This is a genomic window from Bradyrhizobium sp. UNPA324, from assembly GCF_006658635.1.
Taxonomy (GTDB): domain Bacteria; phylum Pseudomonadota; class Alphaproteobacteria; order Rhizobiales; family Xanthobacteraceae; genus Bradyrhizobium; species Bradyrhizobium nanningense.
In genome coordinates, this window is sequence record NZ_LFJD01000004.1 from 2,538,944 (window position 1) to 2,551,751 (window position 12,808).

Below are 12,808 nucleotides of genomic sequence, written 5' to 3' on the forward strand. Positions count from 1 at the left end.
GCGAACGAGCCCGTCCTCCTGTTGGCGGAGAAACGCCGCTTAGACCGGTAACTGATCTGCTGCACCCAAGCGATCAGGCCGATGCGACCCCGGCTAGACGTGCGACCACATCATCGATCTCGTCCGATGTGGTGGTCCTTCCCAAGCTGAAACGGATCGCTCCCATACCGATCCTGTCGGGCACGCCCATCGCGGCGAGAACGGGCGAGAGCTTGATCCGTCCCGAGTGGCACGCCGAACCCGTCGATGCAGCGACGCCGCGCAGCTGTCCCAGTATCTCCGCGCCGATCTTGCCGACGAACGATACGTTGAGAGTGTTGGGCAAACGATGCGTGATGTGGCCATTAAGCGCGACACCATCGCCAAATCGATCTTGCAGCGTCCGCCAGAAGCGATCGCACAAAGCTTGGACGCGCTCCATCGGCTTCAGATCCTGCGCTAACACGCTGGCAGCCCCAAGACCAACCGCGAGCAGCGCACTTTCGGTGCCGGCGCGCCGGCCTAGCTCATGGCCGGCGCCGTGGATCAGGGGCTCCAGTTCGACTCGGCTTCGGACATAGAGCGCGCCGACACCTTTCGGGGCGTAGAGCTTGTGACCGGCGATCGACAACAGATCCACGCCGAGCTCGTTGACCTTGGTCGCGAGTTTTCCAACCGACTGTGCTGCATCCGTGTGAAAGCGGATTCCATGCTCCCGCGCGATCGCAGCGATTTCCCGGATCGGCTGGATGGTGCCGACCTCGTTGTTAGCGTGCATGATGCTGATCAGGACCGTCTGCGGAGTGATGGCGCGGCGCACGTCCTCCGGATCGATCCGGCCCGTCCGGTCCACCGGGAGGTAAGTGACCGAGCCGCCGAGCCGTTCGAGAAACCGGCAGGGAGCAAGAACAGCCGGATGCTCGATTGCCGACGTGATGATGTGCGCCCCTTGGCGGTTCGGCGCGAAGAACGTGCCTTTGATCGCTAGATTGTTTGCTTCGCTGCCGCCGCTGGTGAACACGATCTCATCGGGCGCGGCGCCGATCAGCGCGGCGACTTGGCCGCGGGCGCGCTCCAAGGCGGCCTTGGCCGGCGTGCTCGCCCAATGCCCGCTCGATGGGTTGCCGAAGGCCTCCTTCAGGAAGGGGTGCATCGCCGCCGCGACTGCGGGATCGACGGGCGTGCTCGCGTTGTAGTCGAAATAAATCGGCGGCATACCAGCTCCTGGGTGGTTCAAAACACCAACACCTTCTCCGCGGAAGCGGTGAGGGTCGCGAGTTCGGCCATGGTGCTGCGTCTGGCGCCACTGAGTATCTCGGCATCAGTGAGCCCGCGGGCATCCATGCAGGTGCCGCAAAGCAGGACTTGTCCTTTGCCCGCGAGAACGCCCTTCAGCATGCGCTCCACATTGTAATAGCCGTCCGGCGTCTTCTGGCCGGACTTCGCGGCCACGACCGCGTCGGCCATCAAGAATACCGTCACGGAGACCGCGGGATCGCTCTTGGCGAGAGCGAGTGCGATGCGCAAGCCATTATAGGTCCGCTCGCTGCTATAGGGCGGATCGTTCAGTATCAGCAGAATCTGCACGGTTGTTTCCTTTCCAACCAGGCGAGCCTGAGACGGCGCGCCGAGTCACTCGCCGAGGACGCGCCGCCGGTCCTCGAATTCCGCCTTGTCGATTTCGCCGCGCGCAAAGCGCTCCTTGAGGATATCGAGCGGTGTGCGGGCCGGCGGCAATTGATGCGGCGGATATGTTCCTGGCCATGGCCCGCCCAGCCAGCGAACGAGGGCGACTGCAAGGGCAACCAGGACCGCGAGAAACAGGATCATGAACAACGGACCGAAGATCATGGGATACCATCCTCCGCCCCAACCCATCATGTGCGGACCCCAGCCGTAGTAGCGTTCGGTATCTGATGGCGCTTGCGCCTGCGCCCATACTGCGCTGGGCAGGAGGGAGAGAGCGGCGACCGTCTGGATCAAGACTTTCTGCATCGGCTTGCTCCATCATCGAAGAAAATCAGCCTACTCCGCCGGTCGGCTCGCTTGTTGCGCGAGGTCAACCGAACCCGCCGCTCGCTCCCGCATGAACACCGCCACGACAGCGCCGGAAAGGAACGTCAGGGCGGCGATCGAAGCGATCGCCGCTGAAAGTCCGAATCTGTCCGCGATGAGGCCGGCCGACAGCGCCCCGATCGCGTAGCCGAGATCGCGCCAGAAGCGGTAGACGCTGAGCGAGCGTGCGCGCCAGCTTGGGTGCGAGGCGTCGGACACGGCGGCGATCAAGCTCGGGTACACCATGGCCGTGCCAAGTCCGAGCAGCAGGCTGCCGACGAGCCACCACTCGAAATGAGTCGTCGCCCCCGTCAGGAACAAGCCCGCGGCCTGGACCCACATGCCGGCGACGATCAGGCCCTTGCGGCCCCAGCGGTCGGACAGAGGACCTGTGGCGACCTGGAGGATGCCCCAGGTCGCTGGATAGACGGCCTTCAGTATGCCGATCCGGTCGATCGCCAGACCGAAGGAAGCGAAGAACAACGGGAAGATGCCCCAGCTCATACCGTCGTTGAGGTTGTTCACCAGCCCGGCCTGCGATGCGGCGAACAGGTTCCGATCCCTGAACGACGTGAGGACGAAGATCTCCCGGAAGCTGATCGGCGACGCTTGACGCACATGCGCCGCCGTCTCCAGCCGGACGTGCTCGCGCGTATCGCGCACCAAAAGGATCGAGAGCGCGGCGCCGAGGACGGCATAGGCGACACCAAGGTAGATCGGTGCCGGCCGCAGCCCGTACTCCGACGCAAGATATCCCGTGAGGTAGGCGGTCACGCCGACCGCGAGGTAGCCGGCGAACTCATTCAGACCGACGGCAAGGCCGCGCGATTTCGGTCCGACGAGATCGATCTTCATGATCACGGTCATCGACCAGGCAAGACCCTGATTGATCCCGAGAAGGGCATTGGCGGCGATCACCCATTCCCAGCTCGGAGCCCAGATGATTATGAAGGGCACCGGCAGCCCGACCAGCCAGCCGAGGACCAGAACCCGCTTGCGCCCCCACTTGTCGGCGAACTGGCCGGAGATCAGGTTGGCGCACGCCTTCACGACGCCGAAGCTGACGATGAAGGAGACGACGAGCGTCGTCGAGCCGACCTTAAACTCCTCGGCGCCGATCAGCGGCACGACGGTTCGCTCGATCCCGACCATCCCGCCGACGAAAGCGTTGATCAGGACAAGCAAAGCGAACTGCGGCCAGTTTTCCTTCAGCCCCAACCTGACCGAAGGCGGTCCTTGCGGGACGGTTAGCGCTTCGCTCATGACATCAGGCCGCAGCGGCCGTGACGCCTGAATTGGCGGCTCTGATCTTCGCGGCTTCCGGCGGAGCCGGCGGAATCTCGGCGACCATGAACCGAACAAACTCGGCTTCATTCTCGATCGCGAACGCCTGATTGTGTCGCTTCTCGAAGCCGATGGTCGACCATGGTTTCCCGCTCAGCCGGCGGCCACAGACAGAACCCGCATAGGCGCCGGGCAGGACCTCCACGTAGTCCGGCAGGCCTTTCAGCTTGCTCACGCTCCGAAACAGTTGTTTTGCGCCTTCTTCGGCGCTGACGGCGAGCTCGGTACGGCCGAGATCGCCGACCATTAGAGTATGGCCGGTGAAGACGAACCAGGGCTCGTCGACGCGCGTCCGGTCCGTCACCAGAATGCAGATGTGCTCAGGTGTGTGACCCGGCGTGTGGAGAACCGTTGCCGTGACGTTGCCAAGCGGAAGGACATCGCCGTCGCCAACCCCCTTGAACGGAAACGACACACGCGCGTTCGACGAGAGCACGTAGGACGACCCTGCTGCGTCGGCTAGCGCCCGGCCTGCCGAGAGGTGGTCGGCATGAATATGCGTATCGACGACGAAATGAATGCGCATGCCGGCATTGTCGGCAGCCTGAAGATAGGGCTGGATATCGCCGACGGGATCGACGACCGCGCCGGCCGCCTTGCCGCCGCATCCGAAGAGGTAGGAGATGCCGACGGGATCGCTATGCAAGAACTGGCGGAGGATCATGGACTTGCACTCCTCTCAAAGGGCGGCTAGATACGTTCAATCAATCTGCTGAATGATATATTCAGGAGCTACCGTGTCAAGTGCCGGACCGAAACACGCGATCTATGAGAACCTCGCCGAGGTGGCGCAGGCGTTGGGCCATGCGCATCGGCTTGAGCTGTTGGAGCACCTCGCCCAGGGGGTGCGCAGCGTCGAGGAGCTGTCGGCCCGCGCGCATCTGACGTTCGCCAACACATCTCGGCATCTGCAGATCCTCAGGCGCGCGCGTCTCGTCGAGACGGAGCGTCGCGGTAAACACGTTCTCTATCGCCTCGCCGGCGAAGCCGAGGTGGTCGCGCTGACCAAGGCGCTGGGTCGCGTCGGCGAGCGGAATATCGCCGAGATCGGCCGCGTTGTGACCGACTATTTCCACGCCCGCGACGCGCTCGAACCGGTCTCGCGCGATGATCTGGTCGCAAGATTGCACGACGATCTGGTTACGGTGCTGGATGTCCGACCCGAAGACGAATTCGCTCTTGGTCATCTGCCGGGCGCACTCAACATCCCGCTTGCCGAGTTGGAACGACGCCTCGGCGAACTTTCGAAGGGCCGCGAGGTGATCGCCTACTGCCGCGGCCCTTATTGCGTCCTTTCATTCGAAGCCGTCGCGGCGCTAAGGGTTAGGGGCTATCGCGTCCGCCGGCTCGAGGACGGTTATCCAGAGTGGAAAGCTGCCGGCTTGCCCGTCGAATCCCTCGCTTGAGACAAGCCGATCAGGTGCATCATGGACGACAAGCCTCATCGCGCAGAAGCCGCGTGGCCGATTATCGGCCTCAAGGACCACAACGCGCCCTCGGTCTTTCGGCCCGAAGCGCTGTTGAGGGAGGCGCGCCGGCAGAGGCAATTGCCGCTCGTCACTGTCCCCGAGATTTGCGTCCTCGATCCGGACGGTGACGTCGTCCGTCACCTCAAGCGGACCGGTGCCGGCCGTGTCCATGAAGGCTGGGCCTGTTATCACACGGAGCTTCTTGCCTTCGATCTCGACGGCATGGGCGAGGTTGGGATCGTCGGCTGCGCCGTGGGCGCGCCGTTCGCCGTGCTGGTCGCCGAGCAACTTTTCGCATCCGGCTGCCGGCTGCTCGTCAGCGTCACGTCAGCCGGACAAATCACTCCGATCGGGCCGACGCCGTACTTCGTGCTCATCGACCGCGCGCTGCGCGACGAGGGGACGAGCTATCATTACCTGCCGGGCTCGACCTTCGCCGAAGCACCCGACGCGCCGCTGCTCACGAATGTCGAGCAGGCCGGGCGGGCTCTGCCGGGCATCACGATGCATCGGGGCGCAACGTGGACGACCGATGCTCCCTATCGCGAGACCGAGGCCGCCATCTCGCGAGCGCGGGATCTGGGCGCGCTCGCCGTCGAGATGGAGGCCGCCGCTCTCTATGCCTTCAGCGCGACGAGCGGCAGTCCGGTCGTCTGTTTTGCGCACGTCACGAATGCGATGGCGCAGACGGAAGGCGACTTCGAGAAGGGCGAGGCTGACGGCGCGAAAGCGACGCTTGCGGTCGTCGCCGCCGCGGCTCGCGGCTGGTCAGCTACTCCTAGGCCAAGTTGAACCGCCAGGGGAGGGGGACAAGGGGCGGCGTCAGCAGGCCATAAAGATGCTTCCCAGCGGGCCAGCTTGCCCCGGCGATAAGAAAAGCTCCGCGATCGAGGGGTTTTGCGGCGCAGCAAAACTGCGGCCCCTTCCGGGGGCTCAGGCCACCATATTAAGGACAAACAGCAGTTCGTCTTGTCGGTGATTGCGTATGATTCCCTCCCTGGGCACCATTCCCCTGATCCCGGACGTACTGAATCCCCCGGCTACTCTGCCGTATGCATTACTATCCGCGCCCGGCTGAGGCTGATATGCTTTGGCCATTGGACGGTAATGGCAGCTCGCCACCAGACTTTGCGCGATGCCGGCCTTCTGATCGGATATCGATCCCGCTCGCGCTTTTTCGCTTTGCTTCGACCTAACGCCGACCAACTCGGCCAAACAGCTGCCGCGTCCCCGCTCACATTGGGAGATGTGCCATGGCTGCATCGGACTGGCGTCTCGAAGGCGAATGGATGAAGAATTGCACCTGCGCGTTTGGCTGCCCCTGCGATTTCAATGCGCCGCCGACCCAGGGCTATTGCAAGGGGCTGGTCGCCATGCGGATTGCCAAAGGGCATTTCGAGGGGACCAGGCTCGACGGTCTCTGTTTCGCGATCACGGTCGATTTCCCCGGGCCGCTGCATGAGGGCAACGGGACAATCCAGCCCATCATCGACGAGCGCGCCACGGCGGAGCAGCGTCAGGCGCTGTTCGACATCTTTTCCGGCAAACATTCGGCCGAGGGTACGCTGTTCCAGATCGTCAGCATGATCGTCACCAAGATCCACGATCCGGTCTTCGCGCCGTTCGAGTTTTCCTTCGACAAGGACGGACGCGTCGCCAAGCTCGTGGCCAAGGGCGTGCTCGAGACCGATGTCGAGCCGATCAAGAATCCGGTGACGGGTCAACCGCACCGCATCCAGGTGATCATGCCGGAGGGTTTCGAGCATAGGGCCGCCGAGGTCGCGTCCGCCAACATCCGCTCGACCGGCGCGATCCCGTTCGAGACCAAGGGCACGCACAGCTCGCTCGCCAATGTCGTGCAGACGCCCAAGGGGGTTGCGGCCTGATGCGGCGCCGACATCGAGACGCGATCTCGATGTCGGCTCCTCATCGCGATTCCGGACAAAGTCCATGCAGGGGCACTTGATGCTGGAACACCTGCTCCGTCGCGATCGGCTGGTCGTCGCGATCGGGACCGCCGCAGTGGCGACGCTCGCCTGGGCCTATCTTGCGAGCGGCGCCGGCATGGATACCGAGATGATGGCGGACATGCCGGACATGGCGCCGATGCCGTGGACGCCGCTCTATGCCGCGCTGCTGTTCGTGATGTGGTGGGTGATGATGATCGCGATGATGGCGCCGAGTGCGGCGCCCACCGTTCTGTTGTATGCGACCGTCAAGCGCAAGCAGGAGACCGAGTCCCGCGCCGCGATCGATGCCTGGATATTTCTCGCCGGCTATCTCGTGGCATGGGCCGGGTTCAGTCTCGCTGCGGTCCTGGCGCAAGGGGCGCTCGAACGCTACGGGCTGCTGTCGATGGCGATGGCAAGCACCAGCGCGATCCTGGGCGGCGGCATCCTGGTTGCCGCAGGGCTTTATCAGTTCACGCCGCTCAAACATTCCTGCCTGCGCTACTGCGAGAGCCCCCTGTTGTTTCTCAGTCGGCACTGGCGGCCCGGCACGCCCGGAGCATTCCGGATGGGACTTCGCCACGGCAGCTACTGCGTCGGCTGCTGCTGGTTTCTGATGGTGTTGCTGTTCGTCGGCGGCGTGATGAATCTGACCTGGATCATCGGCATCGCGCTCTATGTCGCCGCTGAGAAACTGCTGCCGTTCGGCCGAGGATTGAGTCATGCGGCAGGCGCAGCCCTCGTCTTGTCCGGCGTGATCGTCCTTGCGCGCGCGATGTGAGAGACCGGGACAGAGCCGAGATATCGTCTCCCATTATGCCAATACCGCGTGGTTACCGAAGAACAGCCGACCTCCGTGATCATACGGAGATCGTAAGTTAAAGAATTGACCTCGACCCGAACCGAAACTTAAGGCTGTGACGCCTAGCTTTGGGCCGTGAACCGGCCCGCGCGCCGCTTTCGGCCGCGGCGGTCCCCGGGGCAATCGAGGCAGAGACGGGCGATGTCACTACTGGCGGTGAGTGCAGTTCTGCCCTGGCGGCCGAGGCGAGGGGGCATTTCGTGATTCCGGCAAGATCGGTCCGCAGAGCCGGAAGAACGATCCTGCGGAATGCTCCGCTGCAGATCGCATTGTTCTTCCTGCCCCTGATCTGGATCAGCTATTTCGCGATCACGTCATCGGAACGCACGGATGCGGTCCAGCAGGCGCGGTCGCACGGCAACAGCGTCGCCGAATTGTTCGAGGAGAACACCGAGCGCATCTTCGAGCGCGTGGATCAGTCGTTGCTGGTGGTGCGAGCGCTCTACGCCCAGGATCCGATGACCTTCAGTCTGAAGTTCTGGTCCGACAAGGCCCGCATCGCCACCGGTGACGTCGTCCAGTTCGCCCTGATCGGGTTGGACGGGTACATGATCGATACGACGGCGAGCTATTCCGGCCCGCGGCTCTACCTCGGCGATCGCGAACACTTCATTCATACCATGTCGCAGTCCGAGGATCGCCTCTATGTGGGCAAGCCGGTGCTGGGCCGCGCGTCCAACAAATGGACCATACAGCTTGCAAGGAGGATCTTCGACCTCGCAAGGAATCCGGCAGGCGTGGTCGTCGGCTCGATCAGCGTCGAGGTGGTCGGCCGGTTCTACGACACCGCAAAGCTCGGCACCGGCGGAACGCTGGTGCTCAGAAACGCAGACCAGGTCGTGCTCGCCGCGCGCGGCATCGATGCGCACTCCGTGTTGGGGCAACGTTCGCCGAACCGCGTCGAAAGCGAGCTGGGGGACGGCTTCTACGCCCAATACTGGAACGAAAACCACCCCAACCGCCCTGACAGGCTGGTGACCGCACGCAGATCGCGGCTCTTTCCGCTCATCTTCACGGTAGGCATCTCGGAGCGCGAGATCTATTCGCGCGCGGACACCAGGCAGGGGGTCTATCTCGGCGGCGCGCTGCTGCTCACGTTCATCATTCTGACTGCGATGCTGTTCTACTGGCGGCGCCAACTGGCGCTCGATCGCGCCCAGCGCGAGCTTCGCGAATTTGCCAGCAAGTTCGAAGATGCGCTCAGAAACCTTCCCCAGGGGTTGAGCATGTTCGACGGCCGCGACCGCCTGATCGCATTCAATCGGCAATGGATCGAGCTTTACGGCCTCGCGCCCGAGGAGATTCGAATCGGCATGGATTTCCGCGAAGTGTTTGCGAGACAGACCGCCGTCCTCGACGTCGAGGCTTACCTGGCCGATCTGAAGCAACGGCTCACCCAGTCGGAGCACACCTCGAACACCGTGCAGTTTCCGGATGGGCGGGTTGTCTATATTTCCTACGGACGGCGCGAGGGCGGCGGCTGGGTCGCCACCCATGAAGACATCACCGAACGCAAGGCATCCGAGGATCGAATCGAAAGGCTGGCGCATTACGACAGCTTGACCGGACTTGGTAATCGCAATCTATTCAAGGAGCGCATCGACCAGGCGCTCGCGAAGTCCGGCGCCTCGGAAGCTCCCTTCGCCGTGCTCCTGCTGGATCTCGACAAGTTCAAGTCGGTCAACGACGCACTCGGTCACCAATGTGGCGATGCGTTGCTGAAGCAGGTCGCGGATCGGATCAGGGCGCAGATCCGCGACACCGACACGGCGGCGCGGATTGGCGGTGACGAGTTTGCCGTGATCGTCGCACCGGGCCGGGCCGCGATGCAGGACGGTGCGGCCAGCCTCGCCGCGCGGCTGGTCACGGCCATCGCCGAGCCTTATCACATCGACGGCCATCCCGTCGTGGTCGGCTGCAGCATCGGTCTTGCTCTCGTCCCCGAGCACGGCACGCGCGTCGATGAGATTCTTCGCAATGCCGATCTGGCGCTGTACAGCTCGAAGAACGCCGGCCGAAACTGCTTCCACGTGTACTCGGCGGAGCTCAAGGCCGAGGCCGATCAGCGCAACGTACTCGAGATCGAGCTGCGTGAGGCGATCTGGCGCGAGGAGATCGAGGTGTTCTATCAGCCCGTGATCGAGCTCGGCACCGGCCGCGTGAAGTCGGTCGAGGCGCTGGCGCGCTGGCAGCACGCGACCAAGGGCTTTATTCCACCGGCCGAGTTCATCGCAGTCGCGGAGGCTGGCGGGCTGATCGTCGAGCTCGGCAATCAGGTGCTGGCCAAGGCCTGTCGCGATGCGATGACCATGCCGACCGATGTCAGGGTTGCGGTCAATCTCTCCGCCCTGCAGTTCGCCGGCACCGATCTCGTCGATACGGTGAGGTTCGCGTTGGCGCAGAGCGGGCTGGCGCAAAGCAGGCTCGAGCTCGAGATTACCGAAAGCGTGTTCCTGGCCGACACGCAGGAAAACCTCAGGACGCTTCAGCGCCTCAAGGCGCTCGGCGTTTCCATTGCGCTCGACGATTTCGGTGTCGGTTACTCGTCTTTGTCCTATCTGACGGCGTTTCCCTTCGACAAGGTCAAGATCGACAAGTCCTTCATCGACCGGATTGATCGCAGCGAAACCGTCGCGGTGCTGAAATCCATCGTGCAGCTTGCCAAGACCCTGAAGCTCTCGATCGTTGCCGAGGGCGTCGAGGCTTCTGAACAGGTCGGACGGCTCCGCGCCCTCGGTATCCCGCTCGGCCAGGGCTTTCTCTTCAGCAAGCCCGTGCCCTTGGCCGACCTGTCATGGCAAGGCCCCGCACCGCAGCGCCGACGGCAGGCGGTGGCGTGAGGCGTTCCGGCTCCCGGGTGAGGCCGCACTTGCCAACGACCGCGCATCGCCCCGAGCACCAACAGCTTGTTGGCCGGGCTTGACGAGCCTTCGCAAGGGCTGAGAGACGGCCATGACGTCAGCTCTCCACCGCCCGTGCATTGCGGGTTGATTCCGGAGCCGGATCGCGCCCGCCATCCTGGCACCCTGCTTGCTCAGTCCTAACCCAAGTCAGGCCTCGGTGGAGAGGCCCGTTTCAGGTTGAGGCAAGCGATGCAAGAAGTGTCCCGTTCTGGTACTGCCGGCGAACTCCGGCTCGATGCGTTGATCGCCGATTTGTGGTGGCGCGTTCGACTCTTGAATACCGATATTCTCGAAGAGGAAGCCAAGTCCGGCGTGTTCGATGCGCAGCAGCCGACCTATCCGCTGCTCGCGCTTAACCTTCGCGCGCGGCGGGACAATCTGGTCTCCACGATCGGCGTGCTCGAGCAGCGCGCGAAATCGGTGTCGGAAGCGGCTTGAGGGCGATCCTCGTTGATAGCGGCGTCAGCGATTTCGCGCGCCTGACGAGATCGACTTGATGCCGGCACCCGTCTTCTGGCAGGGTGATCGCGTATGGCGCTTTGTGGGAGCTGAGCGCGCGCCTCGCCCTTCGAGACGACCGCTTTGCGGTCTCCTCAGCATGAGGCTAAGCGGCATTGGTGCTCGCTGAGAATGGTGCCTCGTACCCGGTCCTCATCCTGAGGGCCCGCCAACGGCGGGCGTCTCGAAGGATGGCCACAGGCACGATCTTCCTAAAAAGCCCGACAATCGCCCCGCGCGCAACGCCGATGTGCATTCGCGATTGTGAGGCCTGAGCACGCGCCAGATTCTCTTCGCCATGCTATGGCTGCCTGCGCAACTTCCCGCGAGGACTTCCATGCTTCCCATTCCCGCCGACATCTTCACCGAGTCTGAGGACGTCTCGCCCGACGGCCTTGCCAATCTCGGCCCGCTGCGCCGCCTCGCGGGCATTTGGCAGGCGGACAAGGGCATCGACATCAATCCGAAGGCGGATGGGCCGGAGCGGCGAACTTTCATCGAGCGCATCCGCATGGACCCGATCGATCCGTAGGCCAACGGCCCGCAGCTGTTCTACGGGCTGCGCTATCACATCCACATCAACACGCCCGAGGAAGACATCACCTTCCACGATCAGGTCGGCTACTGGCTGTGGGAGCCCGCGACCGGGCTGATCATGCAGACGTTGGCGATTCCGCGCGGACAGGTGCTGCTGGCCTCGGGCAAGGCCGGGCCCGACGACAAGACAATTTCCGTCACCGCGAAGCGCGGCGACACCGCTTACGGCATCTGCTCGACCGATTTTCTGGAACAGGCGTTCCGTACCGACGCCTACCGCTGCGACATCACCTTCAACGACGATGGCAGCTGGACCTATCTGATCCAGACCGAGTTGTTCGTGCGCGGCGCGCCGTTCAATCATCACGACACCAACACGCTGCAGCTGGTCGCGCCGCCAAAGCTCAACCCGCTCGCGGTGATCGTCAACGATCGCGCCAAGGGCAATGAGAAGAGCGATGCGCCGGCGGCGTGAAGCGCATTACGGAGAGTTGCATGAAGCCCTACGTCATCTGCCTGATGCACTCCAGCCTCGACGGCCGCACGCACCCCAGCCGCTGGCGTCCGAAGGGAGCGGGCACCGACTGGTTCGAGAAGATCCATGACGAGCTCGGCGGCGATGCCTGGGTGATCGGCCGCGTCACCGGCTCGGAATTCGCCAAGGGCCAGCCCTACCCGACCGAGACGCGCGAGACATTTCCGCGCGAAAACTGGTTCGCGCGACGCGATGCCAAGACCTATGGCGTCGTGCTCGATGCGCAGGGCAAGATCGGCTGGGGCCGCGCCGACATCGGCGGTGACCCGATCGTCGTCGTGCTGACCGAGAGCGTGCCGGATTCGCATCTCGTAGGGCTGCGCGGCGAGGGCGTGTCCTATATCTTCGCCGGCAAGTCCGAGATCGACCTGGCGCTGACGCTGGACATCCTCAACCGCGAGCCCGGCGTGAAGCGTCTGTTGGTGGAGGGCGGCGGCGTCGCCAATGGCGCGTTCCTGCGCGCCGGCCTGATCGACGAGTTCAACCTGATCCTCAGCCCCGCGATCGACGGCGCCATGGGCGCGCCCTTCGTGTTCTCTTCGACGGAGGCGGACAGCGACAAGCGCGCGCCGATCGCGGCGATGACGCTGGAGAGCACACGGGACCTCGGCGGCGGTGTGCTGCTGCTGCGCTACCTGATCAGGAACGATCCGCAAGCGGCGAGCCGGTAAAGCCGG

Annotated in this window: 12 protein-coding genes and 1 pseudogene; 8 read left to right on the forward strand and 5 right to left on the reverse strand. The window is 63.8% G+C overall.

The genetic code is table 11. The features are described 5' to 3' along the window. Window positions 1-73: 73 nt before the first annotated feature. From UNPA324_RS12455 to UNPA324_RS12475, 5 genes are read right to left on the reverse strand one after another with little or no spacing between them, the layout of a single operon-like run. Window positions 74-1,195, reverse strand: a complete 1,122-nt coding sequence (locus tag UNPA324_RS12455; protein WP_141934795.1) for a cysteine desulfurase family protein — start codon at window positions 1,193-1,195, stop codon at window positions 74-76. 17 nt (window positions 1,196-1,212) lie between these two features. Then, a complete protein-coding gene (locus tag UNPA324_RS12460; RefSeq protein WP_141934796.1) occupies window positions 1,213-1,566 on the reverse strand; it encodes a DsrE/DsrF/TusD sulfur relay family protein in 354 nt (117 codons plus the stop codon). A 45-nt stretch (window positions 1,567-1,611) separates the two neighbouring features. Further along, window positions 1,612-1,974: an SHOCT domain-containing protein gene (locus tag UNPA324_RS12465; RefSeq protein WP_128919270.1), complete on the reverse strand. Its 363-nt coding sequence runs from the start codon at window positions 1,972-1,974 to the stop codon at window positions 1,612-1,614. 30 nt (window positions 1,975-2,004) lie between these two features. Beyond that, window positions 2,005-3,297 carry an MFS transporter gene (locus UNPA324_RS12470; RefSeq protein ID WP_128919271.1) on the reverse strand — a complete coding sequence of 431 codons (1,293 nt, stop codon included), beginning with the start codon at window positions 3,295-3,297 and terminating at the stop codon, window positions 2,005-2,007. 4 nt (window positions 3,298-3,301) lie between these two features. Beyond that, the gene (locus tag UNPA324_RS12475) at window positions 3,302-4,042 is read right to left on the reverse strand and encodes an MBL fold metallo-hydrolase (protein ID WP_141934797.1); all 741 of its coding nucleotides are present in this window, start codon (window positions 4,040-4,042) and stop codon (window positions 3,302-3,304) included. Window positions 4,043-4,115: 73 nt separating this feature from the next. Here UNPA324_RS12475 and UNPA324_RS12480 point away from each other — a divergent pair, with 73 nt between their 5' ends. The 8 genes and pseudogenes from UNPA324_RS12480 (at window position 4,116) to UNPA324_RS12515 (ending at window position 12,802) form a co-directional block, all read left to right on the forward strand. Then, a complete protein-coding gene (locus UNPA324_RS12480; RefSeq protein WP_141934798.1) occupies window positions 4,116-4,784 on the forward strand; it encodes an ArsR/SmtB family transcription factor in 669 nt (222 codons plus the stop codon). A 21-nt stretch (window positions 4,785-4,805) separates the two neighbouring features. Beyond that, window positions 4,806-5,639, forward strand: coding sequence for a nucleoside phosphorylase (locus UNPA324_RS12485; protein WP_141934799.1), 834 nt, complete (start codon window positions 4,806-4,808; stop codon window positions 5,637-5,639). A 461-nt stretch (window positions 5,640-6,100) separates the two neighbouring features. After that, the gene (locus tag UNPA324_RS12490; protein WP_128919275.1) at window positions 6,101-6,733 is read left to right on the forward strand and encodes a DUF1326 domain-containing protein; all 633 of its coding nucleotides are present in this window, start codon (window positions 6,101-6,103) and stop codon (window positions 6,731-6,733) included. Window positions 6,734-6,812: 79 nt separating this feature from the next. Next, window positions 6,813-7,577, forward strand: coding sequence for a DUF2182 domain-containing protein (locus UNPA324_RS12495; protein WP_246667166.1), 765 nt, complete (start codon window positions 6,813-6,815; stop codon window positions 7,575-7,577). Window positions 7,578-7,927: 350 nt separating this feature from the next. Beyond that, window positions 7,928-10,498 carry a bifunctional diguanylate cyclase/phosphodiesterase gene (locus tag UNPA324_RS12500; RefSeq protein ID WP_141934801.1) on the forward strand — a complete coding sequence of 857 codons (2,571 nt, stop codon included), beginning with the start codon at window positions 7,928-7,930 and terminating at the stop codon, window positions 10,496-10,498. Window positions 10,499-10,750: 252 nt separating this feature from the next. Then, window positions 10,751-10,999 carry a hypothetical protein gene (locus UNPA324_RS12505; RefSeq protein ID WP_141934802.1) on the forward strand — a complete coding sequence of 83 codons (249 nt, stop codon included), beginning with the start codon at window positions 10,751-10,753 and terminating at the stop codon, window positions 10,997-10,999. Window positions 11,000-11,396: 397 nt separating this feature from the next. Beyond that, window positions 11,397-12,071 (forward strand): annotated as a pseudogene (locus tag UNPA324_RS12510) (FABP family protein). 20 nt (window positions 12,072-12,091) lie between these two features. Next, window positions 12,092-12,802, forward strand: coding sequence for a RibD family protein (locus UNPA324_RS12515; RefSeq protein ID WP_141934803.1), 711 nt, complete (start codon window positions 12,092-12,094; stop codon window positions 12,800-12,802). Window positions 12,803-12,808: the final 6 nt, after the last annotated feature.